The 24,108-nt window shown below is 61.7% G+C and carries 27 protein-coding genes; 23 read left to right on the top strand and 4 right to left on the bottom strand.

The window, feature by feature from the left end; genetic code table 11:
• Nucleotides 1–32 precede the first annotated feature (32 nt).
• A complete protein-coding gene (locus ACOOEX_RS17310; RefSeq protein WP_420395991.1) occupies nt 33–557 on the top strand; it encodes an amino acid synthesis family protein in 525 nt (174 codons plus the stop codon).
• On the opposite strand, the gene ACOOEX_RS17305 is transcribed toward ACOOEX_RS17310, so the two are convergent.
• Nucleotides 554–1,474, bottom strand: a complete 921-nt coding sequence (locus ACOOEX_RS17305) for an MBL fold metallo-hydrolase (RefSeq protein WP_420395990.1) — start codon at nt 1,472–1,474, stop codon at nt 554–556. The two genes, ACOOEX_RS17310 and ACOOEX_RS17305, sit on opposite strands and share 4 nt — an antisense overlap.
• Before the next feature lie 143 nt (nt 1,475–1,617).
• On the opposite strand from ACOOEX_RS17305, the gene ACOOEX_RS17300 reads away from it, so the two are divergent.
• The gene (locus ACOOEX_RS17300; RefSeq protein WP_420395989.1) at nt 1,618–2,880 is read left to right on the top strand and encodes a SulP family inorganic anion transporter; all 1,263 of its coding nucleotides are present in this window, start codon (nt 1,618–1,620) and stop codon (nt 2,878–2,880) included.
• 70 nt (nt 2,881–2,950) lie between these two features.
• Nucleotides 2,951–4,273: a glutamate--tRNA ligase gene (gltX, locus tag ACOOEX_RS17295; RefSeq protein WP_420395988.1), complete on the top strand. Its 1,323-nt coding sequence runs from the start codon at nt 2,951–2,953 to the stop codon at nt 4,271–4,273.
• Nucleotides 4,274–4,275: 2 nt separating this feature from the next.
• Here gltX and ACOOEX_RS17290 read toward each other — a convergent pair whose 3' ends face one another.
• From ACOOEX_RS17290 to ACOOEX_RS17280, 3 genes are all read right to left on the bottom strand, one after another.
• Nucleotides 4,276–4,761 carry a GFA family protein gene (locus tag ACOOEX_RS17290; RefSeq protein WP_420395987.1) on the bottom strand — a complete coding sequence of 162 codons (486 nt, stop codon included), beginning with the start codon at nt 4,759–4,761 and terminating at the stop codon, nt 4,276–4,278.
• A gap of 112 nt (nt 4,762–4,873) precedes the next feature.
• On the bottom strand, nt 4,874–5,254 hold the full coding sequence (locus tag ACOOEX_RS17285) for a hypothetical protein (RefSeq protein WP_420395986.1): 381 nt from the start codon (nt 5,252–5,254) through the stop codon (nt 4,874–4,876).
• A 168-nt stretch (nt 5,255–5,422) separates the two neighbouring features.
• Nucleotides 5,423–5,788, bottom strand: coding sequence for a mannan-binding lectin (locus ACOOEX_RS17280; protein WP_420395985.1), 366 nt, complete (start codon nt 5,786–5,788; stop codon nt 5,423–5,425).
• Between the two features lie 160 nt (nt 5,789–5,948).
• Between ACOOEX_RS17280 and ACOOEX_RS17275 the strand changes: the two genes are divergently transcribed.
• The 20 genes from ACOOEX_RS17275 to ACOOEX_RS17180 all read left to right on the top strand — a co-directional run bounded on the left by ACOOEX_RS17275 (nt 5,949) and on the right by ACOOEX_RS17180 (nt 24,103).
• Complete coding sequence (locus ACOOEX_RS17275; protein ID WP_420395984.1) at nt 5,949–7,340, top strand: MATE family efflux transporter; 1,392 nt, start codon at nt 5,949–5,951, stop codon at nt 7,338–7,340.
• Nucleotides 7,341–7,801: 461 nt separating this feature from the next.
• The gene (rplO, locus tag ACOOEX_RS17270) at nt 7,802–8,275 is read left to right on the top strand and encodes a 50S ribosomal protein L15 (protein ID WP_071689302.1); all 474 of its coding nucleotides are present in this window, start codon (nt 7,802–7,804) and stop codon (nt 8,273–8,275) included.
• Between the two features lie 128 nt (nt 8,276–8,403).
• Complete coding sequence (gene secY, locus ACOOEX_RS17265; protein WP_420395983.1) at nt 8,404–9,774, top strand: preprotein translocase subunit SecY; 1,371 nt, start codon at nt 8,404–8,406, stop codon at nt 9,772–9,774.
• The gene (locus tag ACOOEX_RS17260; protein WP_420395982.1) at nt 9,771–10,415 is read left to right on the top strand and encodes an adenylate kinase; all 645 of its coding nucleotides are present in this window, start codon (nt 9,771–9,773) and stop codon (nt 10,413–10,415) included. The genes secY and ACOOEX_RS17260 overlap by 4 nt, the downstream gene beginning before the upstream one ends.
• Nucleotides 10,412–10,768 (top strand): hypothetical protein, encoded by a 357-nt coding sequence (locus ACOOEX_RS17255; protein WP_420395981.1) that lies wholly within the window; start codon nt 10,412–10,414, stop codon nt 10,766–10,768. The genes ACOOEX_RS17260 and ACOOEX_RS17255 overlap by 4 nt, the downstream gene beginning before the upstream one ends.
• Nucleotides 10,769–11,003: 235 nt before the next feature.
• The gene (rpsM, locus tag ACOOEX_RS17250; protein ID WP_127562021.1) at nt 11,004–11,372 is read left to right on the top strand and encodes a 30S ribosomal protein S13; all 369 of its coding nucleotides are present in this window, start codon (nt 11,004–11,006) and stop codon (nt 11,370–11,372) included.
• Nucleotides 11,373–11,387: 15 nt separating this feature from the next.
• On the top strand, nt 11,388–11,777 hold the full coding sequence (rpsK, locus tag ACOOEX_RS17245) for a 30S ribosomal protein S11 (protein ID WP_071689297.1): 390 nt from the start codon (nt 11,388–11,390) through the stop codon (nt 11,775–11,777).
• A 115-nt stretch (nt 11,778–11,892) separates the two neighbouring features.
• On the top strand, nt 11,893–12,909 hold the full coding sequence (locus ACOOEX_RS17240) for a DNA-directed RNA polymerase subunit alpha (RefSeq protein WP_071689296.1): 1,017 nt from the start codon (nt 11,893–11,895) through the stop codon (nt 12,907–12,909).
• 172 nt (nt 12,910–13,081) lie between these two features.
• Nucleotides 13,082–13,501 (top strand): 50S ribosomal protein L17, encoded by a 420-nt coding sequence (gene rplQ / locus ACOOEX_RS17235; RefSeq protein ID WP_420395980.1) that lies wholly within the window; start codon nt 13,082–13,084, stop codon nt 13,499–13,501.
• Between the two features lie 335 nt (nt 13,502–13,836).
• On the top strand, nt 13,837–14,448 hold the full coding sequence (locus ACOOEX_RS17230) for an autoinducer binding domain-containing protein (RefSeq protein WP_127562018.1): 612 nt from the start codon (nt 13,837–13,839) through the stop codon (nt 14,446–14,448).
• 60 nt (nt 14,449–14,508) lie between these two features.
• Nucleotides 14,509–15,096 (top strand): acyl-homoserine-lactone synthase, encoded by a 588-nt coding sequence (locus tag ACOOEX_RS17225; protein ID WP_071689293.1) that lies wholly within the window; start codon nt 14,509–14,511, stop codon nt 15,094–15,096.
• 59 nt (nt 15,097–15,155) lie between these two features.
• Nucleotides 15,156–16,469 (top strand): replication-associated recombination protein A, encoded by a 1,314-nt coding sequence (locus tag ACOOEX_RS17220; RefSeq protein ID WP_420395979.1) that lies wholly within the window; start codon nt 15,156–15,158, stop codon nt 16,467–16,469.
• Between the two features lie 11 nt (nt 16,470–16,480).
• A complete protein-coding gene (locus tag ACOOEX_RS17215; protein ID WP_420395978.1) occupies nt 16,481–17,260 on the top strand; it encodes a HalD/BesD family halogenase in 780 nt (259 codons plus the stop codon).
• Nucleotides 17,261–17,299: 39 nt separating this feature from the next.
• Nucleotides 17,300–17,680 (top strand): fluoride efflux transporter CrcB, encoded by a 381-nt coding sequence (gene crcB, locus ACOOEX_RS17210; RefSeq protein WP_420395977.1) that lies wholly within the window; start codon nt 17,300–17,302, stop codon nt 17,678–17,680.
• Entirely contained in the window at nt 17,677–18,723 is a 1,047-nt protein-coding gene (locus ACOOEX_RS17205; RefSeq protein ID WP_420395976.1) for an RluA family pseudouridine synthase, read from the top strand. Before crcB ends, ACOOEX_RS17205 begins: the two co-directional genes overlap by 4 nt.
• Nucleotides 18,720–19,391, top strand: a complete 672-nt coding sequence (locus tag ACOOEX_RS17200; protein WP_420395975.1) for an HAD-IA family hydrolase — start codon at nt 18,720–18,722, stop codon at nt 19,389–19,391. Before ACOOEX_RS17205 ends, ACOOEX_RS17200 begins: the two co-directional genes overlap by 4 nt.
• A 3-nt stretch (nt 19,392–19,394) precedes the next feature.
• Nucleotides 19,395–20,108 (top strand): ATP12 family chaperone protein, encoded by a 714-nt coding sequence (locus ACOOEX_RS17195; RefSeq protein WP_420395974.1) that lies wholly within the window; start codon nt 19,395–19,397, stop codon nt 20,106–20,108.
• 236 nt (nt 20,109–20,344) lie between these two features.
• On the top strand, nt 20,345–21,361 hold the full coding sequence (locus ACOOEX_RS17190) for an amino acid ABC transporter substrate-binding protein (RefSeq protein WP_420395973.1): 1,017 nt from the start codon (nt 20,345–20,347) through the stop codon (nt 21,359–21,361).
• A gap of 149 nt (nt 21,362–21,510) precedes the next feature.
• Nucleotides 21,511–22,800, top strand: coding sequence for an amino acid ABC transporter permease (locus ACOOEX_RS17185; RefSeq protein WP_420395972.1), 1,290 nt, complete (start codon nt 21,511–21,513; stop codon nt 22,798–22,800).
• Nucleotide 22,801: 1 nt separating this feature from the next.
• Complete coding sequence (locus ACOOEX_RS17180; protein WP_420395971.1) at nt 22,802–24,103, top strand: amino acid ABC transporter permease; 1,302 nt, start codon at nt 22,802–22,804, stop codon at nt 24,101–24,103.
• Nucleotides 24,104–24,108: the final 5 nt, after the last annotated feature.

Below are 24,108 nucleotides of genomic sequence, written 5' to 3'. Positions count from 1 at the left end.
GGGGAACGCACATGCCAGCCAGGAAAACCGTTTTGATAAAAGAAGTGATCAGCGCCGACGGGTCCGGCAAGCCCTGTGATCCGATCACGAGGGCGGCGGTGCTGGCGGTGGTCAAGAACCCCTTCGCAGGCCAGCACGGCGCTGATCTGGCCCAGCTATTCGACCTTGGCGGTGCGCTCGGGGCGGAGCTGATGGCGGAGGCCGTCGCTCAGCTTGGTGCAGGCCCGGTCAGCTATGGCAAGGCCGCGATTGTCGGCGTTGCCGGAGAGATGGAACACGGTGGTGCGATGATCCACCCAAAGCTTGGCAAGCCCATGCGCGCGGCTGTTGGCGGCGGCAAGGCGCTGATCCCGTCAAACGCGAAAGTCGCGGCACTTGGCGCGCAGATCGACCTGCCGCTTGGCCATAAGGACGAGGCGTGGTCCTTTACCCATTTCGACACGATGACCGTGGGCATCGCCGACGCGCCGCGCCCTGATGAAATCGTGCTGGTAATGGGGGTGTCGGACGGTCCGCGCGTGCACCCGAGGGTGGGCGACGGCCCGATCACCGATTAACCCATGAACTGCCCCTGTTCCGGCACCCACCGGAACCCGTCGCCATTGGCTTCAACGAAACCGAGTGCCGGGAAGGGCATGTGATAGCCCACGGCGGGGATGCGGTCGGCGGCGATCATGCCGAGCACATCGCGGCGACTTTGCGCAGCCATCTCCTGGTCCATGTCAAAGCGTACCTCCCAATCGGGATGGGCAAGAGACCAGACGGGGTGATTGGCGAGATCGGCAAACAGCATCAGCCGCGCGCCCTCGCTTTCGATGTGATAGCCCATATGACCGGGCGTATGGCCATAGGCGGCGACCGAGGTGATGCCGGTCACCACGTCCTGATCCGGGTCGAGGAAGGTCATGCTTTCAGACAGCGGGCGCACCTTGCTTTCAAAGCCTTCATTGCCCGACATGTCCCAATGGTCGAATTCGGCCCGTCCCGTCACATAGCGCGCATTGGGGAAGGTCGGGGTCGTGCCATCGGACAACCCGCCGATATGGTCGCCATGCATATGGGTGATCACGACGATATCCACCTGATCCGGGCTGTAGCCCGCCGCAGAAAGCGCCCCGGTGATGCCATCGGGGTTGAGGCCGGTGTCAAATAGGATGACCTCGGCCCCCGTATTCACCACCACCGGCGTGAAGAAGAACTGCGAGACCTCGGTCGACAGGAAATTCGCGGCGCTGACCTCGGCGAATTCCTCGGGTGAGACATTGGTGCCGAAGATGCCTTGCGGGTTCTCGCGCGGGGTTGTTCCGGCCAGCAGGGTGGTCACCTCGAACAATCCGAGCGTGAAGCGGCGATGTCGGGCGAAGGATGCCCCCATGGCGGGTGCTTCGGCCTGAACGGAGCGGGCCGCAGCGGTGCCGATGAGCGGCGCGGCAAGCGAGATGGACAAAAGCGAGCGACGGTTCAGGCGGGCCATGCGGCAAACTCCTCGTTGGCATGTACCACTGGGAAGATAGAACAATTTCGGCCCCTTGGCGCATCGTCACGCAAACTTGATACAAGGGGACGGGCGGCAATGAGACCACTTGCCGAAGGCATTGCCCTACGAATACTTGCGCCATGACGCCTAAGCTGATCACCACGATGCAAAGCTATAGCGGGCCGCTGTTCCTGCGCGACCTTGCGGCGGGGGTGACTGTGGCCATGGTGGCCCTGCCGCTCAGCCTTGCCATCGCGATTGCCTCCGGGGCCGATCCTGCGACGGGGCTGATCACCGCGATTGTCGGGGGCTTCCTGATCTCGCTGCTTGGCGGAAGTCGGGTGCAGATCGGTGGCCCGACCGGGGCGTTCATTGTCGTCGTTTACGGGGTCATCGCCACGCATGGGTTTGACGGGCTGGTGTTGGCAACTTTGATGGCGGGTGTGATGCTTGTGGTGGCGGGTCTTTTGCGGGCCGGACGCCTGATCGCTTACGTGCCGGAACCGGTGATCCACGGGTTCACCATCGGCATCGCGGTGATCATTGCGGTCAGCCAGCTGAAGGATTTCATGGGGCTGGAGATGGCAACAGTCCCGGCGGAGTTTGTCGAGAAGCTGCACGAAATGTGGATCGCACGGGACAGCCTCAACACCGCGTCGCTGGCGATCGGGGGCCTGACCATGGGCCTGATCGTGGTGCTGCGCCGCATGTTCCCGCGCCTGCCCGGCCTGATCGTGGCGGTTGCGGCCACGTCGGCCCTGGTTGCCGTGCTGGACTTGCCGGTCGAAACGATCCGGTCCCGCTTTGGGGATCTGCCCTCGACCCTGCCGCTGCCGCATCTGCCGGACATTACCTATGATCGGGTGATCGAACTGCTGCCCGCTGCCTTCATCATCGCCTTTCTGGCCGGGGTCGAATCGCTGCTGTCCGCGATGGTGGCCGACCGCATGATCGGTAGCCGTCACCGGTCCAATGCCGAGGTTCTGGCGCAGGGATTTGCCAATATCGGCTCGGCTCTCTTCGGCGGTTTGCCGGCCACTGGCGCAATTGCGCGGACGGCGACCAATGTGCGCGCCGGGGGCAAGACCCCGGTGGCGGGGCTGGTGCACGCGATGACGATCCTTCTGGTCATGCTGGTCGCCGCCCCGCTTGCGGGGTACCTTGCGATGCCTGCGCTTGCAGGTCTGCTGCTGCTGACCGCCTGGAACATGAGCGAGCCGCAACACTGGCGCGCCCATGCGGCCCTGCCGCGCGCGGATCTGGTCTTGCTGCTGCTTACGCTTGTTCTGACCGTACTGGCCGATCTGACCATTGCCATCGGGGTCGGTGTGGCCTGCGGTCTTGCCCTGCGCCTCAATCGCCGGAATGCTCCTCCGGCCGACTGGACACCGCGCGACCGGTAGGCAGCTTTTCATGGACATTCGCGCGCGTGTGTGAAACAGCATCGCCCCGATCCGAAGGAGTCCGAGACCTATGACCGTCACCCGTTTCGCCCCGTCCCCCACCGGGTATCTGCATGTCGGGAACCTGCGCACCGCGCTGTTCAACTTCCTGATTGCCAAGAAGGCTGGGGGGCAGTTCATCCTGCGCCTTGACGACACGGACCCGGAACGGTCCAAGCAGGAATATGCCGACCAGATCCAGCGTGATCTGGAATGGCTGGGGCTGACCTGGGACCGGATCGAGAAACAGTCCGAGCGGCTGGATCGCTACGCTGCCGCCGCCGATGACCTGCGCGCGAAGGGCCGGTTTTACGAGGCGTGGGAAACGCCCACGGAACTGGATCTCAAGCGCAAGAAACAGCTCAATATGGGCCAGCCGCCGGTCTATGACCGCGCCGCGCTGAAGCTGTCGGACGAGGAGAAGGCCGCGATGCGGGCCGAACGTGGTCAGGGCGTCTGGCGCTTCAAGCTCAATCAAGAACGGATCGAGTGGGCCGACGGCATTCTCGGCGACCTGTCGATTGATGCGGCTTCTGTCTCCGACCCGGTGCTGATCCGGCAGGATGGGCAGGTGCTGTATACCATCGCCTCGGTGGTGGACGATACCGATATGGGCGTCACCCATGTGGTGCGCGGGTCCGATCACGTGACCAACACCGCGACGCAGATCCAGATCATGGAAGCGCTCGGATTCAGCGCGCCGTCCTTCGCACATCATTCGCTGCTGACGGGCCCGCAGGGCGAGGCTCTGTCCAAGCGGCTCGGGACGCTGGCGCTGAAGGATCTGCGCGAAAACGGGGTGGAGGCAATGGCGCTTCTGTCCCATATGGCGCGGCTTGGTTCGTCGCAGCCGATTGAGCTTTGTGAGACGCTGGACCAACTGGCCGAGGGCTTTGACCTCAACCATTTCGGATCTGCCCCGACCAAGTTCGACGTGGATGACCTCTATCCGCTGACTGCCCGCTTCCTGCACACGCAACCCCTGTCTGCCGTGGCGGGTCAGGTCGCGGACATCGGCGTGCCGGACGATCTGGCAGAGACCTTCTGGAACGTGGCCCGCGCCAACATCACCACCCGCCACGACATCGCGGGCTGGTGGCATCTGTTCCGTGATGGGGCGACGCCGCTGGTCGCCGATGAGGATCGGGAGTTCGTGGCACAGGCGTTCGAAATGCTGCCCGAACCGCCCTATTCCGCCGACACGTGGAAAAGCTGGACCGACGCGGTGAAAGAGGCCACGGGCCGCAAGGGCAAGGGCCTCTTCATGCCGCTTCGCAAGGCGGTCACGGGGCTGGAGCGGGGACCAGAAATGGCCGACGTGATGCAGCTTCTGCAGAAGAAGCCGGCGCTCTGATCCTATCTTTGGATATGCAGCACTTCGGATAACACCTCGGGTTCCAACGGGGTGCCATCTTCTGTCGCCGCATGTGCCCAGTAGGTTTTGAACCCAGGTGGCACCAGTGTCTCCCTGGCGGCCTCACCAAGAAAGATGAACTTGGTGTTGTCCGGGGTCATATCGAACCAGCCCGGATCGTCGAAGGTACCAGAGTAAACGCCGAGCCGGTCAGGCCAGCGTTCAAAGGTCAGATGCGTTTTGGTTCCGCAATCTGCGCAGAAATGGACGTAGACCTCTTTACCGCTGCCACCCGAAATATGGGTGTAGACTTTGGCTGCGCCTCGGGTGATCTCAAATGCGCTGATATGGTGGATCGGCTCGGTCATCTGCGGGCCGCCGGTGGCGCGCTGGCAGAATGTGCAGAAGCAAACGGTCACCCAATCGGGGGGACCGTTCACTTCGTATCTGATGTTCCCACACAAACAGCCGCCCTTGGAAATGGTCATGGATACCTCCCGTTGCCCTTCGACTTGACTAGCACATCTTGGGCTCCCGAGGGCAGGGAATGCGCGGGCTGGTGAATACGGAGTCGATCAGGCTTTTTGATCTGTTCCTGACTCAGCCTGCGGGCACGCGAATGGTGCAGGTGCCGGGGGCAAACGCACCGTTGCCGTCCCAGTCGCCGGTCCAGGTGCCGCCCCGGTTGCGGGCGGCATCGCGGCAGACGGGGCGGGCCTGCGCCACGTGCAGCAGCGGCATGACCTCCACCGTGATATTGCGCATCGCGGGCGCATCGAAGCGGCATTCGTAGAGGAAATAATCCACGTTGCGGACGCTGCCACGACTCGTGGCGCCTTCCTCATCGGCCAGCATGTTGCAGATGATGAGGGCCTCTGCCTCGTACAGGGCCTCGATATTGACCCGACGGATTTCGGCGGAGGCTGCGGTGGCGGAAAGGGTCAGTGTAATTGCGGCGGTGGTGAGCAGTGTGCGGAACATCGGGTTTCTCCTGGACTGGTGTTTTGGTGAGATCACCTTGACAAAACCCAAGTCCTGAAACCCTGGGGTCGATCCCCCAGTCTTTTTCTAACGCTCAAAGAAATAACGCCCCGGCAGGGTCACCGGGGCGCGAACGTCATGGAAAATGCTTTGTGGATAATCTCGGGATCAGCGGATCTGGCAGACCGACATCTCGTTCCAGACCGTTGTCCACCAATGGCCCGTCCATTCGGCGCCGTGGGAATGGGCGATGGCGGGGCAGACCTGTTCGGCGTGCTCCTGGTTCCAGATCGGTCCGGCCTCGACGGTGCGGGCGGGCATCTGGATCTGGCAGACCGACATTTCATTCGGGATGGTGGTCCACCAATGGCCGGTCCATTCGCCGCCATGGGCCTGGGCGACTGCAGGGCAGACCTGATTGGCGTGGCCCTGGTTCCAGATCGGGCCGGCCTCGATGTTCTCGGCAAAGGCGGGCAGGGCGGTTGCGGATGCAATAAGGGTAAAGGCGATGGCGGTGTGGCGAAGGATGGTCATGGGTCTGTCTCCGGTTTGAGTGCTGTTGTTGTCTGACACCCTTATGCCCGACTGCATCCTGCGACGCCTTAGGGTAAATCCCCCAATCGCGCCGGTCTGACAGAGCTATGTGCAGAATTACGGAATGGCGGCGATGCACCCGCCGTGGCAGATACACAGGATGGCACAGTCAAACGCGGTCTTCCTTCAGGGCAATCTGTTCCGTCACATCTCGGTCATGTCGCTGACGGCATCCCTGGGGCTGATGGCGGTCTTCCTTGTCGATTTCGTCGACATGATTTTCATCTCGATGTTGGGGAAAGCCGAACTGGCGGCGGCTGTTGGCTATGCAGGGGCGATCCTGTTCTTCACCTCGTCCTTCGGGATCGGCATGTCGATTGCCGCGGGTGCACTTGTTGCACGGGCGCTCGGCGGCGGGGATGAGGCCGGCGCGCGGATGAAGGCGACCACGGCGCTTGCCTACGGGTTTGCTTTCGGCGTGGTCTTCGCTGCGATTGTGTGGGTCAATCTGGGGTTCCTCGTGACACTGATGGGGGCATCAGGCGAAACCCACGAGCTGGCGGTTGGCTATCTGAGGATCATCATCCCGAGCCTGCCACTTCTGCTGATCGGAATGGTCGGCGGTGCCATCCTGCGCGCCCATGGCGCGGCGCGGCGGGCGATGTATGCGACGATCATCGGCGGGCTGGTGAATGCGATACTGGACCCCATTCTGATCTTCGGGCTGGACCTGGAACTGACCGGCGCGGCGCTGGCCAGCGTGGCGGCGCGGGTGTCGATCGCCGCTGCGGCGCTCTATCCGATCCTGCGCCACTACGGCGGGTTCGCGCGCCCGACCAAAGACGAATTTACAAGCGATTTCAGACCCATATTCGCGCTCGCCCTGCCTGCGATCCTGACCCAACTGGCGACGCCGGTGGGGCAGGCCTACGTGACGCGGGCGATGGCGGAGTTTGGCGAAGAAGCGGTTGCGGGCATGGCCATTGTGGGGCGCCTCATTCCGGTTGCGTTCGGGACCATCTTCGCACTGTCCGGAGCGGTCGGGCCCATTATCGGCCAGAATTTCGGAGCTCAGAACTATGGCCGGGTGCGGCGGGCCTATCTGGATGGGCTGCTCTTTACCGCGCTTGTGGTGGTCGTGGTCTCGGGGCTGCTGTTCGTCTTGCGCGGACCCATCGGGGCGCTGTTCGAGCTGGAGGGTCTGTCACAGGAGATCGTCTATCTCTTCTGCGGACCGCTGGCTTTGGCGTGGTTTTTCAACGGGATGATCTTCGTCTCAAACGCCAGTTTCAACAATCTGGGCCATCCCTTTTACTCCACCTGGACCAATTGGGGCCGCCATACACTGGGAACGATTCCCTTCGTGATGATTTTCGCCGCATGGTTCGGCGCGGCGGGGGTTCTGATCGGTCAGGCGGTCGGTGGAGTGATCTTTGGGCTATGGTCGGGATGGCTGGCGATGCGGGTCATTGCGCGCCAGGATCCGCCGAGCGAACCGCGCCCGTTCCAGCGTCACGCCCGGCTTACGCAGCTGTTCAACTTTCGTCGTTAGGGGCAAAAACACCCCGGCACCCCCCGTGCACCATGCGTACACCCCCTGTACACCCCCCGTGCAGACGAAACCTCGATTTCAAAGATCAGCCGGACCTGTCGCAAGATCTTGCCGCTTGCGGGGGGAAGAGGTTTCGAAACCTCTTCACAAGGGCCTTCGAAGGCCCTTCCCCGCCCTGGGGAGGGCCGAACGCATCGGATCGGACGGCACTTGGGAGATCGGCCATATCTGGCGCTTGGATCGGTGGTGAGGGCGGGATGCCTCCGGCGGAGGTATTTGGGCCAAGATGAAAGCGGACGGCGCGATACGGGAATGGGCGGCGGTGAGGGGCTTGCCAGAGCGACGGCCCGAGTCTATACGCCCCCGGTGGCCCTGCCAGGGTCCGAGACTCAACAATCAAGAAATGCCGTGTTTGGCCCCGTGATCGCTTCGGGGGTCAGTTCCGGCGAAGGAGAAGCGACATGAAACTGCATGAACTGCGCGACAATCCCGGCGCAACCAAGAAAGCCAAGCGTATCGGCCGCGGCCCGGGTTCGGGCAAGGGCAAGACTGCTGGCCGTGGTATCAAGGGTCAGAAATCCCGGTCCGGTGTTGCGCTGAACGGCTACGAAGGCGGCCAGATGCCGCTGTATCAGCGTCTGCCCAAGCGCGGCTTCAACAAGCCCAACCGCAAGGCATTTGCTGTCGTCAACCTGGGCCTGATCCAGAAATTCGTGGACGAGGGCAAGCTGGACGCATCTGCTGCCATCACCGAGGATGCGCTGGTCGCATCCGGCCTGGTGCGCCGCAAGCTGGACGGTGTGCGGGTTCTGGCCAAGGGCGACGTGACCGCCAAGCTGAACCTGACCGTGACCGGTGCCTCCAAGTCCGCCATCGAAGCCGTCGAGAAGGCTGGTGGCAGCCTGACCGTGGCGGCTGCGGCTGCGGCGGAATAACTCGGCCTTCGGGCAAAAGCCCGATCAACGCTTGTGAGCGGTAACCTTACCGCTTACATCTTTGGCAAGTTCTTCCCGCGCCGCGTGGTCGACCCCGATCCCGCGGCGCTGTGCATGAGAGAGACCCTATGGCATCTGCTGCAGAGCAAATGGCCGCGAACCTGAGCTGGCGTACCTTTGGCAAAGCCACCGAGCTGCGCCAGCGTATCCTGTTCACCATCGGCCTTCTGATCATCTACCGTATCGGCACCTATATCCCGGTCCCCGGAATCGACGGCGAAGCGCTGCGCGACTTCTTCGAACAGGCCGCGGGCGGGATCGGCGACATGATCGACCTGTTCACCGGCGGTGCGATCGGGCGGATGGGTGTCTTTGCCCTTGGCATCATGCCCTATATCTCGGCCTCGATCATCGTGCAGCTGATGACCGCCATGGTTCCGGCGCTGGAGCAGTTGAAGAAAGAGGGCGAGCAGGGGCGCAAGAAGATCAACCAGTACACCCGCTACGGCACGGTGCTGCTGGCCACGGTTCAGGCCTATGGCCTGGCTGTCAGCCTTGAAGCGGGCGAGTTGGCGACGGATCCGGGCTGGTTCTTCCGCGCGGCCTGCGTGGTGACGCTGGTGGGCGGCACGATGTTCCTGATGTGGCTGGGGGAACAGATCACGCAGCGCGGCATCGGCAACGGCATCTCGCTGATCATCTTCGTCGGCATCATTGCCGAGATCCCCGGCGCGCTGGCGCAGTTCTTTACCCTGGGCCGGTCGGGCGATCTGCAGACCTTTACCGTTCTGGGCATCATCGCGATGCTGCTTGGCACGCTGACCTTCGTGGTGTTCATGGAGCGCAGTCTGCGCAAGATTCACATCCAGTATCCGCGCCGGCAGGTTGGGATGAAGGTGTATGACGGCGGGTCGAGCCACCTGCCGATCAAGGTGAACCCGGCGGGCGTGATCCCGGCGATCTTCGCCTCGTCGCTGCTGCTGCTGCCGACCACGGTCTCGACCTTCTCGGGCCAGAACGCGGGCCCGGTGATGACCTGGATCCTGGCGATGTTCGGCCCCGGGCAGCCGCTCTACCTGCTGTTTTTCGCCGCGATGATCATCTTCTTCACCTATTTCTACACGCTCAACGTGTCGTTCAAGGTGGATGACGTCGCCGACAACCTGAAGAACCAGAACGGCTTTGTTCCCGGCATCCGTCCCGGTCCGAAGACCGCCGAATACCTGGAATATGTGACCAACCGCATCCTGGTTCTGGGTTCCGCCTATCTGGCGTTGGTGGTGTTGCTGCCCGAGGTCGTCCGTACTCAGCTGTCGATCACGGCCTATTTCGGCGGTACTTCGATCCTGATCATCGTGTCGGTGGGCATGGATACGGTGCAACAGGTGCAGTCGCATCTGCTGGCGCATCAGTATGAAGGGCTGATCGAGAAATCGCAGCTGCGCGGGCGCAAGTCCGGCGGCAGCCGCAACAAACGGAAAGGACCCGCGCGCCGATGAACCTTATTCTACTCGGGCCCCCGGGGGCCGGCAAAGGCACACAAGCGCGGATCCTGGTGGATGAGCGCAACATGGTCCAGCTGTCTACCGGAGACATGCTGCGCGCCGCCCAAAGCTCGGGCACCGAGATGGGCAAGCGCGTGGCTGATGTGATGGCCCGAGGGGAACTGGTGACCGACGAGATCGTGATCGGGCTGATCGAAGAGCAGCTGACCACGGTTGAAGCGGACGGGTTCATCTTCGACGGGTTCCCGCGCACGCTGGCGCAGGCCGATGCGCTCGGCGCGCTGCTGTCGAAGACCGGGCAGAGCCTGGATGCGGTGATCGAGATGCGTGTCGATGACGAGGCGCTGGTTGCGCGGATCACCGCCCGGTCCACCTGTGGCGATTGCGGTGAGGTCTATAACGACATCACCAAGCCGATCCCCTCTGATGGCAAATGCGTCAATTGCGGCGGCACAGAGTTCAAGCGCCGGGCCGATGACAATGAGGACAGCCTCAAGCAGCGGCTGATGGAATACTACAAGAAGACCTCGCCGCTGATCGGTTATTACTATGCCAAGGGCGATCTGTCGGTGGTCGATGGTCTGGGCGAGATCGACGAGGTCGCTGGCGCGATCCGCTCCGTTCTGGACGCGTGATCCCGATGCGGGCCGTGGCGCTGACCCTGACCGCGGCCCTGATCGCAGCCCCCGCCGTGGCGCTGGCGCAGGACGATTGCCGGTCCGGCTTCTCTCAGTGGGATCTGGAAGATCTGCTGATCGAGGCGTTCGAGGCCCTTGAACAGCCGGATAACGCAGAGTCCAGCCATTGCGCGTTTCAGCTCGATTTACCGAGGATGGACGTGCCGGAAACGGGTGCCGAACTGGGCAGTTGCCGCTGGCAGGGTGTCGAGGGCGAGACGGCCTTCCTTCTAGACCCGGAACATCCCGACGAGGTGGCCGTCATGCGTGGCGGGGAAGAGATGGCGACGCTCGATCTGTGCGACATCTGACCAGGCTGGGCAAGGCTTTCCAGAAAGTTCTTGACAAAAGCCGAACGCCCTTGACCCGGTGGGGAAATCCGCCTAACAGCAGGCTTCCCATCCGGGAATCGCGAGACTTGCGGGAATCAGCCCTGCATCCCCCTCGTACCGAATTGTTCGATGGCCCGCAGGCTGACCGCCTCGGGCTTTCGGTTGTGAAAAAAGGTTCTGGAGCTACGGAACCGCAACGGAAAAGGAAGACTACGTGGCACGTATTGCCGGGGTAAACATCCCCACCGCCAAGCGCGTTCCGATCGCGCTGACCTATATCACCGGGATTGGCCCCTCCTCCGCGAAATCCATCTGTGAAGCCGTGAACATCGACGAAACCCGTCGCGTGAACGAGCTGTCGGATGCCGAGGTTCTGGCCATCCGCGAGCATATCGACGCCAACTTCACCGTTGAAGGCGACCTGCGCCGCGAAACTCAGATGAACATCAAGCGTCTGATGGACTTGGGCTGCTATCGCGGTCTGCGTCATCGCCGCAACCTGCCCGTTCGCGGTCAGCGGACCCACACCAATGCTCGTACCCGCAAAGGCCCCGCAAAGGCCATTGCCGGTAAGAAGAAATAAGGGAGGGTTCGCATAATGGCTCGTGACAAAAGATCCCCGAAGCGTAAAGAGCGCAAGAACATCGCCGCTGGCGTGGCGCATGTGAACAGCTCTTTCAACAACACCAAGATCCTGATTTCCGACGTGCAGGGCAACGCCATTTCGTGGTCGTCCGCCGGTACGATGGGCTTCAAGGGGTCGCGGAAATCCACCCCCTATGCCGCGCAGATGGCCGCAGAAGATGCGGGCCGCAAGGCACAGGAACACGGCGTGAAAACGCTGGAAGTGGAAGTTCAGGGCCCCGGTTCCGGCCGTGAAAGCGCGCTGCGCGCCCTGGCCGCTGTCGGTTTCAACATCACTTCGATCCGTGATGTGACCCCGATCGCACATAACGGCTGCCGCCCCCCGAAGCGCCGCCGCGTCTGATTATGTCTACTTGCCTGCGGGCCGTGTGAATCCCACACGGCCCGCAGGTTTGTCATTTTGATCCTCGAGCGTTCCGGGCAAGGGATCCGCCCGCGAACAGGAATGGAGGCGACACATGATCCATAAGAATTGGCAAGAGCTGATCAAGCCCACGCAACTGGTGGTCAACCCCGGCAACGACCCGGCCCGTCAGGCCACGGTCATCGCCGAACCGCTGGAACGCGGCTTTGGTCTGACGCTTGGCAACGCGCTGCGTCGCGTTCTGATGTCGTCGCTGCAAGGCGCGGCCATCACCTCGGTCCAGATCGACAACGTGCTGCACGAGTTCTCGTCCATCGCGGGTGTTCGGGAAGACGTGACCGACGTGGTTCTGAACCTGAAAGGCGTTTCCATCCGCATGGATGTGGAAGGCCCCAAGCGTATTTCCATCTCGGCCAAGGGCCCCAAGGTCGTCACCGCTGGTGACATCTCGGAATCTGCCGGTATCGAGATCCTGAACCGCGATCACGTGATCTGTCACCTCGATGAAGGCGCCGACCTGTTCATGGAACTGACCGTGAATACCGGCAAGGGCTATGTCGCGGCGGAAAAGAACCGCCCCGAGGATGCGCCCATCGGCCTGATCTCGATCGACGCGATCTATTCGCCGGTCAAGAAAGTGTCCTATGACGTGCAGCCGACCCGTGAAGGTCAGGTTCTGGACTATGACAAGCTGACGCTGAAGCTGGAAACCGACGGGTCCGTGACCCCGGATGACGCCGTGGCCTATGCCGCGCGCATCCTGCAGGATCAGCTGTCGATCTTCGTCAACTTCGATGAGCCCGAGGCCGCTGGCCGCGCGGACGACGAGGACGATCTGGAGTTCAACCCGCTGCTTCTGAAGAAGGTCGATGAGCTGGAGCTGTCGGTCCGGTCTGCAAACTGCCTGAAGAACGACAACATCGTCTATATCGGCGACCTGATCCAGAAGACCGAAGCCGAGATGCTGCGCACCCCGAACTTCGGCCGCAAGTCCTTGAACGAGATCAAGGAAGTGCTGTCCGGTATGGGTCTGCACCTTGGCATGGACATCATCGACTGGCCGCCCGACAACATCGAGGATCTGGCCAAGAAGTTCGAAGACAACTTCTGATCGGACGGTGGGCAAATTGCCCATCCTACGAAATCCCGGGTAGGGTGGGCAAATTTCCCACCGTCCCGAAAAATGCCCGCGCTGGCGGGGAAAACACGGGCAATCCTGCCCCACCAAGGAGGGACCGGCACGCACCGGCCCCGGACAAAGCACAAAGTCAGGAGACTTCATCATGCGTCACGCACGTGGCTACCGCCGCCTCAACCGCACCCATGAACACCGCAAGGCGATGTTCGCCAACATGGCTGGCTCGCTCATCGAGCACGAGCAGATCAAGACCACCCTGCCCAAGGCCAAGGAACTGCGCCCGATCATCGAAAAGCTGATCACTCTGGGCAAGCGCGGCGATCTGCACGCCCGCCGTCAGGCCGCTGCTCAGCTGAAGCAGGACGCCTATGTTGCGAAACTGTTCGAAGTGCTCGGCCCCCGTTACGCGGAACGTCAGGGCGGCTATGTCCGCGTTCTGAAGGCAGGCTTCCGCTATGGCGACATGGCGCCCATGGCAATCATCGAATTCGTGGACCGCGACGTTGACGCCAAAGGCGCCTCCGACCGCGCCCGCGTCGAGGCTGAAGAAGCCGCCGAGGATTGATCCTTACCGGTTCGCCCTATTGAAACGACGAAACCCCGCCGATTATGGCGGGGTTTTTTCGTTATGCTTGTGGCATTTTCCAGGTTCGTTAAGACGCTTTTGGTATTTCGATTCCATTCCGATCCGCGGCATCCGCGACAAGACGTTCCAATTCCCGTTCACAAACAGGAGTTTGCCCCATGAATTCCAGAATATCCCGACGAATGGGGCCCGGAAGCCCCATGATCCGCGCAAAAATATGCGGATTTACCTTTTCTGCCATTCGACACACAACATCAATCGTCATAATATGACTTTACGGAGCACCCGAATTCCGACAACCTGTCCAAAAAGACATGTCCAATAGTAGAGTACTCATATCCTTGCTGGATCAGCTGAAAGCCCTTGCCCCAATGGGGTATACCGTGGGGCTGCACATCCGTTTTGCGTCGCCAATGATTCTGAAAAGCACCTATCCGCCGGACTGGCAGCAGGAGTATCAGGACAATGCCTACGCTTTGCGGGACCCGCTGGTATTCTGGGGGATTGGCATTAGTGGACAGACCAGGTGGAGTGAAATCCGTCTGCCGGACCCGTTCAGCATCATGCAGAAGGCCAAACGCCATGGCCTGCTTTATGGTGCGGTGGTGTCCTGCGGGCCGATCACGTCCCGGTCAATCATCGGGTGCGCGCGTTCGGACCGTGAATTCACGGATGACGAGCTTGACGCGATTGCAGTGGTATCCCGCGCGCTTCACGAGGCCGCTGCACCACCCACCGAACTGACCAAGGCTCAGATCGAGGCGCTTCGCCTGATCGCCGATGGAGACAGACATACCGCAGCGGCTGCCAAGCTGGGTATTTCCGAGAGCGCGTTGAAAGCGCGCCTGTCGTCCGCCCGCGTTCGCTTGGGTGCGCGAACCACGGCCGAAGCACTCAAGAAAGCGCGGGAATTCCGATTACTATGACAGCAAAGGCAGTTGCCTCGCGGTTCAGGGTTTACCAACCGCCAACCAGGAGGCACCTCAATGCAAGTCACTACACTGTCTTTCGAGAACATGCACAACCATGGTGAGCTGTTCGCGAACATGCTCCGCGCGCGTCACCAGACGTTCATCGTGCAAAACCGATGGGATCTGCCCGAAGCGAACGGCATGGAGTTCGACCAGTACGATACACCGGCCAGCCGGTGGGTCACGGTTCATGAAGACGGCCATGTCATGGCCGGGGTTCGGTTGACGCCGACCACGCATCGCTGTGGCATCTACACCTATATGATCCGCGACGCACAGCGCGGGCTGCTGGAGTCGATCCCGGCGGACCTGCTGGATCGGAAAGCGCCTGTCGCGAGCCATATCTGGGAATCGAGCCGCGTTTTCGTCAGCCGAGAGGTTCCGGCGAAACTGCGCTTCCGGGTGCAGATGCAGCTGATTTCGGAAATGGTCAGCTCGGCGCGGGACCTGGGGGCGTCCGAGCTGATTGGCATCATTCCCGCGAATTCGCCGCGTCTGGCCCGCCGGGTCGGGCTTGATTGTGTGCCCGCCGGTCGCGAGCTGGACTTCGACGGAGAGAAAAGCGTCGCGGTGTCGATCAGCATGGCAACCAAGATGCATTGATCGGATGGTGTATGCCGGAATGGCTTTTCCCCAACCGTATCCAGACATAGGGTGCGGGCATGGCCGATTTGTTCGCACATGCCCCATCCTCCGACACCAACGCAGCCGGACCAAGGCCCCTGGCCGACCGGCTGCGCCCCCGTGCCTTGTCCGAGGTGATCGGGCAGGGCCATTTGCTGGGCCACGATGGCAGCCTCCGGGTGATGCTGGACGCCGGCTCGCTTGGGTCGCTGATCTTCTGGGGGCCGCCCGGTGTGGGCAAGACCACGATTGCGCGTCTTCTGGCGCAGGAAACGGATCTGAGTTTCGTGCAGATCAGCGCGATCTTTACCGGTGTGCCGGACCTGCGAAAGGTTTTCGAGGCTGCCAAGCATCGCCGCGCCAATGGCGGCGGTACGCTGCTGTTTGTGGATGAGATCCACAGGTTCAACAAAGCCCAACAGGATGGTTTTCTGCCACATATGGAAGATGGCACGATTCTTCTGGTTGGCGCGACCACGGAAAACCCCTCATTTGAACTGAATGCGGCTGTTCTTAGCCGCTCGCAGGTCTTGGTGCTGGAACGTCTGTCCGATGACGATCTGGACCAGCTGATCGCCCGGGCCGAGGCGGAGCTGGACACAACACTGCCCCTGACTGATGACGCCCGCACGTCGCTGCGCGAGATGGCGGATGGGGACGGGCGGGCGATGCTGAACCTGGTGGAGCAGGTGGCCGCGTGGAAGGTCGATGCGCCGCTCGACCCCAAGGCGCTTGGCCAGAGGCTCAGCCGTCGCGCCGCGCAATATGACAAATCGGGCGATGCCCATTACAACCTGATCTCCGCCCTGCACAAATCTGTGCGCGGGTCTGACCCGGACGCGGCGCTTTACTGGTTCGCCCGGATGCTGGAGGGCGGTGAAGACCCGCGTTTTCTGGCCCGGCGCATCACCCGCATGGCGGTGGAGGATATCGGTCTTGCCGATCCGCAGGCGCAGCGGCTGTGCCTCGATGCCTGGCAGACCTATGAACGGCTTGGCAGCCCGGAAGGGGAACTGGCCCTGGCGCAGGCGGTGGCCTATCTGGCGCTGGCACCAAAATCGAACGCGATCTACGTGGCCTACAAGGGCGCGCGGAAAGCTGCCGCGAAAACCGGATCGGCCCCGCCGCCCAAGCATATCCTGAACGCGCCCACGGGGTTGATGAAGGATCAGGGTTACGGCGACGGATATGCTTACGATCACGATGCCGAGGACGGGTTTTCGGGACAAAACTACTTTCCCGACGGCATGAAGCGTGCTGACTTCTATCAGCCGGTCGAACGTGGATTTGAACGGGATCTGAAAAAACGGCTGGATTGGTTCGCCCGCCAGCGCGCGAAACGACAAGGATAAGGACGCCGCATATGGACTTGCAGGATATCGTCGATCTTGAGCAATATCCGATTTCGGATGAGGCGTTTCGCGCGGCTGCGAAAGCGGCGTTCGATGCCTCTGGCCTGTTCGTCATGGAAGCGTTCGTTCGACCCGATGCGGTGGAGGCGATGCGCGCCGAGGGAGAGGCCGGACGCGACCGCGTCTATACCAAGCCCGAAACGCATACGGTCTATCTCAGCAAGCCCGACCCGGAATTTGCCCCGGACCATCCGCGCAACCGGCTGGTGACCTCGTCCAAAGGGTGCCTGACCGATGATCAGATCGGGGCAGATTCCCCTTTGCGGGCGCTTTACGACCACCCGGCGTTTCGGGAGTTTCTGTGTCACGTTCTGGGGGAGCGGCAGCTGTTCGAATATGCCGACCCGCTGTCCTCGATCAACCTGCATTTCCACGAAACCGGGCAGGAACTGGGCTGGCATTTCGACAATTCCTCTTTCTCGATCACGCTGATGGTGCAGGCCCCGGAACGGGGTGGGCAGTTCGAATACGTGACGGATATCCGCGATGCGGATGCCGGGGATATGGGGTTTGAAACCGTCGCCAGCGTGCTGGATGGCGAAGCGCAGGTCGATGTGCTGAATGCTGATGCGGGAACGCTGGTGTTCTTCCGGGGGCGCAATTCGATGCACCGGGTTGCGCCGAATGAAGGCGCGCGGACGCGGATGCTGGCCGTGTTGGCCTATAATTCGAAACCCGGTGTCGCGCTGTCTGAAACCGCGCGCATGACCTTCTACGGCAGAACCGGCTGAGCCATTGACATCGGTGGGCCAAAGCCACAAACCCCGCCCATGTTTGCAACGCTTCTTCAGGTCGCCCTCGGCGGCGCCATCGGGGCCACGGCGCGCTATGCGACCGGGGTTGGAATCGTGCGTCTGGTCGGGCACGGGGCCTTTCCGCTTGGCGTGATCACGGTGAATATCGTGGGGTCATTCCTGATGGGGGTTTTCGTGGTGGCGGCCGCGCATCGCGGGCTCACGCATCTGTCGCCCTTCGTGATGACCGGTGTTCTGGGCGGGTTCACCACGTTTTCCGCCTTCTCACTGGAGGCGGTGACGCTGTATGAACGCGGCGATCTGAGCGGGGCGGTGCTGTATGTCGTGGCCTCGGTCGTCTGTTCGATCTTCGGGCTGCTTCTGGGCCTGTGGCTGGCACGGGGGATGTTCGTATGAGTGGTGTTCAGACTTTGGAAGTCGGCCCCGACGAGGGCGATCAGCGGCTCGACCGCTGGTTCAAGCGGCGCTTTCCCCATATCGGGCAGGTGCGGATCGAGAAGATGTGCCGCAAGGGGGAAATCCGCGTCGATGGCGGTCGGGTGAAACCGGCGACCCGTCTGGAAGTAGGGCAATCCGTGCGCATCCCGCCGCTACCCGATGAGGCCGCGCCGCAACCGTTCACCAAGCGGGACCATGTGTCTGCCGCCGATGCGAAGATGATCCAGGACGCGGTGATCTACCGCGACGACCATATCATTGCGCTGAACAAGCCGCCGGGCCTGCCCACCCAAGGTGGCAGCAAGCAGACCCGACATGTGGACGGGCTGGCCGAGGCGCTGAAATTCGGGTTCGAGGACAAGCCGCGGCTGGTGCACCGGCTGGACAAGGATACGTCCGGTGTCCTGCTGCTGGCCCGGACTCGAGAGGCCGCAAAGGCCCTGACCGCCGCAATGCGCCACCGGGAAACGCGCAAGATTTACTGGGCGTTGGTCGCCGGTGTGCCGACGCCCTATCTGGGCGAGATCCGCTTCGGCCTGATGAAAGCGCCCGGCCATGGCCGCAAGGGCGAGGGCGAGAAAATGATCGCCATCCATCCGCGGGATATGGACCAGAACCCCGACGCCAAGCGCGCCCATACGCTCTATGCCACGCTTTACCGCGTCGCCTCGCGCGCGGCCTGGGTGGCGATGGAGCCTATCACGGGCCGGACCCATCAGCTGCGCGCGCATATGGCAGAGATCGGGCACCCGATCATCGGGGATGGGAAATATGGCGGCTCGGGTCAGGAGAATCTGGGCGATGGCTGGGGGGCTCAACTGGGTGGGATCATCTCGAAGAAACTGCACCTGCATGCGCGGATGATGCGGTTCGAGCACCCGGTGACGCATAAAGATATCACGATCACCGCTCCCTTGCCTGAACATATGGCGCAGAGCTGGGAAACGCTGGGCTGGGATGAAAGCCTTGCCGCAGACGACCCATTCGAAGGGGTGAAATGACCCTGAAACTGGTCATCTTCGATGTCGACGGTACGCTGATCGACAGCCAGGCCCATATTGTCGGCGCAATGACTGCCGCGTTCGAGGGGGTGGGGCTGACCCCGCCAATGCGCGAAGAGACCCTGTCGATTGTTGGTCTGTCCTTGCCCGTGGCCATCGACCGGCTGATGCCGGAGGCCGATGCGGCGCTGCAATCGGCCCTGGTCGAGGGCTACAAGGGCGGCTTCATGCGGATGAGGGTTGAGGGTGGCGCAGCGCTGTCGCCTTTTTACCCTGGTGCCCGCGAAGCATTGGACAGGCTGGCCGCGCGCGATGACCTGCTGCTTGGCATCGCCACCGGGAAATCCCGGCGCGGTATGGATCATCTGATGGAGATTCACGGGCTTCGCCGCCTGTTCCAGACGGTGCAGGTGGCCGACGATCACCCGTCTAAACCGAACCCTTCGATGATCCAGGCCTGTCTGTCCGAAACCGGGGTAGATACTACACATGCGGTGATTCTCGGGGATACGGTTTTCGACATGGAAATGGGCCGCAATGCCGGAATTCCTGCTATCGGTGTCGAATGGGGCTATCACCCGGCAGAAAATCTGGTGACCGCAGGGGCAATGAAAGTGCTGACGCATTTCGACCAACTGGACAATGCACTGAACGAGATCTGGGGCTAGGCAATGAGCGAGTGGAAAGCGAAACGGTTCTGGAAGGAAACACGCGTTGCCGAGGCCGAGGGCGGCTGGCAGGTGCTGCTGGACGGACGTCCGGTGCGCACCCCGCTGAAATCCGCAATGGCGCTGCCGACGCGAGAAATGGCCGACGCCGTGGCCGCCGAATGGCAAGCGCAGGAAGGCGTGATCGACCCGTTGTCGATGCCTTTCACGCGCTCGGCAAACGCGGCGATCGACAAGGTGGCAACCCAGCATGCAGAGGTAGCCGCAATGCTGGCAGCCTACGCGGAGACCGATCTGCTATGTCACCGGGCAGACTCCCCCAAAGAGCTGGCAGATCAGCAAAACAAGGGCTGGAACCCGGTTCTGGATTGGGCGGAGAAGACCTATTCGGCACCGCTTGCGGTGGTGTCCGGCATATTGCCCGCCGATCATCCTGACGAAAGCCTTGCGGTTTATGCCCGTGTCGTGGCTGGGTATCGGCCCTTTTCCCTGACCGCATTGCATGACCTTGTGACGCTCTCGGGGTCGCTTGTGCTGGGGTTGAGTGTCGCGAATGAGCAAATCGAGCCCGACGCCGCCTGGCGCCTGAGCCGAATCGATGAGGATTGGCAGATCTCACAGTGGGGCGAGGACGACGAAGCGACCGAAGCCGCCGAGATCAAGCGCCGGGCTTTCCTGCATGCGGCGAATTTCCTGCGCCTTGCGCAAGGAACATGATGTTTCCCTAAGCACTTTGATAATGCTGTTGCGCAGGGCGCGGGCAGCTTGGGGAAATTACCCTAGGTAAGCCTTGGAACAGTGTGTTTCAACAAACCCTACCCTTGACCTCATCACCCAGATTTGCCCAATTAAAGGGCGGGGGCTGGTGCCGAAGGCGTTTGCCCCTCCCAATTCAAGGGCCTCAATGGCCGAACAAGTCGCCCAAAAGGGCGAACCATCAGGAAGAGGTAAACATGAAAAAATCCGTTCTTCTCGGCACGCTTGCCGTGGCAGGTCTCGCAGCTGGTGCCGTGTCCGCGCAGACGCTGGACGAAGTCCGCGCGCGTGGTGCACTGAACTGCGGCGTGACCACTGGCCTCGTCGGCTTTGCGGCGCCCGATGCAAACGGTGAATGGGAAGGCTTCGACGTTGGCGTTTGCCGCGCTGTCGCCGCTGCCGTTCTCGGCGATTCCACCGCCGTGAACTTCGTGCCCACCACCGGTCAGACCCGCTTCACCGCGCTGGCCTCCGGCGAGATCGACATGCTGGCCCGGAACACCACCTGGACCTTCAGCCGTGACGTCGACCTGCGCTTCGAATTCACCGGCATCAACTACTACGATGGTCAGGGCTTTATGGTTCCCCGTGAACTGGGCGTGTCCTCGGCCATGGAACTGGATGGCGCAACCGTCTGTATCCAGACCGGCACCACCACCGAGCTCAACCTGGCGGACTTCTTCGCCTCGAACAACATGAGCTACGAGCCGGTTCCGATCGAAACCAACGCAGAAGCGCAGCAGCAGTACCTGGCTGGCGCCTGTGACGTGTACACCACCGACGCCTCCGGTCTGGCCGCAACCCGCGCCACGTTCGAAGATCCGTCGGCCCACGTCGTTCTGCCGGAAATCATCTCGAAAGAGCCGCTCGGCCCGCTCGTCCGTCATGGTGACAACGAATGGGGTGATATCGTCCGCTGGACTCTGAACGCCCTGATCGCGGCAGAAGAGCTTGGCGTAACCTCTGCCAACGTGGCTGAACTGGCCGCTGGCACCGAGAACCCGGAAATCAACCGTCTTCTCGGCTCCGAAGGTGACCTGGGCGGTATGCTCGGCCTGTCTTCTGACTGGGCTGCAAACGCGATTGCATCGGTCGGCAACTACGGTGAGCTGTTCGAAGGCAATATCGGTGAGAACACCCCGATCGGCCTGGCGCGTGGTCTGAACGCGCAGTGGACCGATGGTGGTCTGCTCTACTCGCCTCCGTTCCGCTAAGGAATAGCCGGAATTGGGGGGCGCGGCATTGCCGCGCCCTTCTTCCAATTGCGCCTCACCAAGTACTGACCATGCGACCGGACCACCTGTCATACAGGTGAATGGGGGGTCGTGGGTCGCTCCTCCAGCGACAGTCGGGGTTGCCAAAAATGTCATCAGCAACAAACCCACCGGCCGAGTCCTTCCGACTTAGCCAACTCATCTACGACACCCGGTATCGGTCCATGACCATTCAGGTTGTCGCCTTCGCCCTCATCCTCGCGGCGATCTGGTTCCTGGGACGGAACATCGTTCACAATCTTGAAGAACTCGGGAAAGATTTCAATTTCAGTTTCCTGAACTCTCGCGCCGGTTACGATATCAACCAGCGCCTCATCGAATACTCGAATGACTCCACCCACGGGCGCGCCGCGCTTGTCGGTATCCTCAATACGCTTCTCGTGGCTTTCCTGGGCTGTATCCTGGCCACCATTCTCGGCGTCATCGCAGGGGTTCTGCGCCTGTCGAAGAACTGGATCGTCGGTCGCCTGATGACCGTCTATGTCGAAGGCTTCCGCAACATTCCGCTGCTGCTGTGGATCATCCTGATCTTTGCGGTCATGACCGAATCCACGCCGCAACCGCGCGATTTCCGAGGGGAGGATGCAGAGGCGTCGATGATCCTTGGCGAAAGCGTGGCCGTGACCAACCGTGGTATCTACGTTCCCAACGTGGTCTTCACCCGTTCGCTTGGCGGCAATGAGATGACCGAGGCGGCGGACGGTGTCGAAGCGGCGGTCATTCCCTCTGCTGCGGCCATCGACTGGCTGCTGGTTCTGGTCCTGCTTGTTGGCGGGGTGTTCGCATCCAAGGCCATCGGTCGTTGGGCCACAAGAACGCAGGAGGCCACGGGGGTCAGACCGCCCGCAACCTTCTGGATGCAGCTAGGTGTGATCCTTGGGCCGTTCGTTGTTGTCATGTTCGTCCTTGGGGCGACGCTGGACATCCCTGAACTGAGGGGTTTCAACTTCTCCGGCGGTATCCACATGCGGAACTCGCTGATTGCCCTGTGGTTCGCTCTGTCGCTCTATACCGGGGCCTTCATCGCCGAGATCGTTCGGGCGGGCATCATGGCTGTCAGCAAGGGCCAGACCGAGGCGGCCTTCGCCCTTGGCCTGCGTCCGAACCGGACGATGAACCTGGTGATCCTGCCGCAGGCGATGCGGGTGATCATTCCGCCGCTCATCTCGCAATATCTGAACCTGACCAAGAACAGCTCGCTCGCCATCGCCGTGGGCTATATGGATGTTCGCTCCACCCTCGGGGGGATCACGATCAACCAGACCGGCCGAGAGCTGGAGGGCATGCTGCTTCTGGGTCTGTTCTACCTCGTGACCTCGCTGGTCATCTCGGGCGCGATGAACATCTACAACAATTCCGTCAAGCTGAAGGAGCGGTGATATGGCGAATACACCTTCATTTGTCCGCACCCAGATGCTGGAACCAAAGGATCCGCCTCTCGGTGAAAAGGGCGCGGTGAAGTGGATCCGGGAGAACCTGTTCTCGGGCTGGTTGAACACGATCCTGACGCTGGTTTCGCTTTACGTGATCTACTGGGTCCTGGCGCATATCCTGCCCTGGTCCCTTGGCGGGATCTGGAACGCGGAGTCCCTGTCCGAATGTCGGGAGATTCGGGATGCGTCCGGCATAGGCCACGATGTCGCCTGTTGGGCGGTCATCTCCGATCGCTGGCATCAGCTGCTGTTCGGCTTCTATCCGTCTGAACTCTACTGGCGTCCGATACTGGCTCTGATCCTATTCGGTCTCGCCATTGCTCCGGTTCTGTTCGACACGGCACCGCGCAAGCTGCTGATCGTAACGGCCATCATGCCTTTCGCGGCCTATTGGTTGCTGTGGGGCGGCACGATCTGGGGTCCGCTTGTGACGGCCCTCGGGTTCGTCATCGGTTGGGCCATCATCAAGTACGGGTCCGCAACACTCGGTGCTTTGGGGGCGACGATCGCGGCCATCGTGGTGCCATTGCTCTACTGGCTGTTTGTAGCCGGAGCAATCAGCGGGGCGCTTAGCTCTGCGTTGCCGATCGGGATCGAGTCGGTTGCCTCTGACCGGTTTGGCGGCTTCATGCTGGCCATCGTGATCGGTGTCGCAGGCATCGTGATGTCGCTGCCGCTTGGCATTCTACTGGCACTCGGCCGTCAGTCGGACCTGTTCATCATCAACAAGTGCTCGGTCTTCTTCATCGAGGTCATCCGGGGCGTTCCGCTGATTGTGTGGCTGTTCACGGCGTCGCTGCTGCTGAACTACTTCCTGCCGCCGGGAACGAACTTCGACCTGATGTTGAGGGTGATCATCATGGTGACGCTCTTCTCCTCGGCCTATATCGCCGAGGTGGTCCGTGGGGGCCTTGCTGCCCTGCCACGCGGCCAGTACGAGGGCGCGGACAGCCTTGGGCTCGACTACTGGCAGTCCATGCAGCTGATCATCCTGCCGCAGGCGCTGAAGATCTCCATTCCCGGGATCGTGTCCACCTTCATCGGGCTGTTCAAGGATACCACGCTGGTGGTGTTCATCGGCCTGCTGGACCCGATCGGCCTGTCCAACGCCATCCGTGCGGACTCGGCCTGGAACGGTATCTACTGGGAACTGTTCATCTTCATCGGCCTGTGCTTCTTCATCTTCTGTTTTTCCATGTCCCGCTACTCCATGTGGCTGGAGCGCAAGCTCCATACCGGGCATCGCTAAGGAGA

The organism is Nioella sp. (assembly GCF_965215655.1).
Classification (GTDB): domain Bacteria; phylum Pseudomonadota; class Alphaproteobacteria; order Rhodobacterales; family Rhodobacteraceae; genus Nioella.
The sequence above is the reverse complement of the archived record's forward strand: the minus strand, read 5'-3'. Positions and strand labels throughout refer to the sequence as shown.